The organism is Xenorhabdus sp. PR6a (assembly GCF_028599065.1).
Taxonomy (GTDB): Bacteria; Pseudomonadota; Gammaproteobacteria; order Enterobacterales; family Enterobacteriaceae; genus Xenorhabdus; species Xenorhabdus doucetiae.
This window is the reverse complement of sequence record NZ_JAQRFJ010000196.1, coordinates 1-776: the sequence shown is the minus strand read 5'-3', so window position 1 is coordinate 776 and position 776 is coordinate 1. Positions and strand designations below refer to the sequence as shown.

Genomic DNA, 776 nt, shown 5'->3' with positions numbered 1-776 from the left:
TAAATTATTCGTAACAATCTATTTTAATCCAAAACAATATGAGGGTAATATTTCCCTCATATTGCGGCACTTATTTAAATAAGTTAAGAATATCTTCTTTAGTCAGCATCGGGGTCTTTTCAACAAAATTATAATACGCTGGCTTGCTATCCACATAAATTTGACGAGATAATTTACCAGGGTTACCATTATCAAACAAAGCAACCGGAACATAATAAGTACTTGGATGGTGTAAATGGTAGAAAAGATGTGTGCCGCATTTTTTACAAAAAGCTCGCTCTGCCCATTCGGATGATGAATATGTTGAAATGTTTTCAATTCCTTCTATTTTTAAATCGTCCTGACAGTCTACAGATAAAATCTATGGTCTTCCCCCATTTTTGCAACACTAATTTTGATGTATGGTTGGCTTGCTTAAATCTATCCGGCGTCTCTATGAGTATGGATACCCGCGCCACGATGAGTTCCGCGCCTGATGAACCTAAAAATGGACTCGGCTTCAATAAGCCACTTTTTAGTTCAGGTTATTCATCAGGCCGATTGGCCGTTCATGTCATCAATAATCAGTCTTCGCAAAACCAGATGGATAACGTGTATTTCACTGTTTAATCATTAATTTATTGAGTCAGTATCTATTATACCAATCGCCATTGAAGATGCTTGATTTCTTATCCAAACCCGATCATGCTTGCAACCATGAAAATTCATCTGACACCAGAACAAAAACGAGCCCTCGAATTGATGCATGATACCACCCGTGATAGTCGGGTCTGTGA

General features: G+C 37.8%; 2 protein-coding genes. One reads left to right on the top strand and one right to left on the bottom strand.

From position 1 onward, the window contains the following. Positions 1-70: 70 nt before the first annotated feature. Complete coding sequence (locus tag PSI15_RS18315; protein ID WP_337928951.1) at positions 71-310, bottom strand: GFA family protein; 240 nt, start codon at positions 308-310, stop codon at positions 71-73. 125 nt (positions 311-435) lie between these two features. On the opposite strand from PSI15_RS18315, the gene PSI15_RS18310 reads away from it, so the two are divergent. Continuing rightward, positions 436-609, top strand: coding sequence for a hypothetical protein (locus tag PSI15_RS18310; RefSeq protein WP_273583147.1), 174 nt, complete (start codon positions 436-438; stop codon positions 607-609). Positions 610-776: the final 167 nt, after the last annotated feature.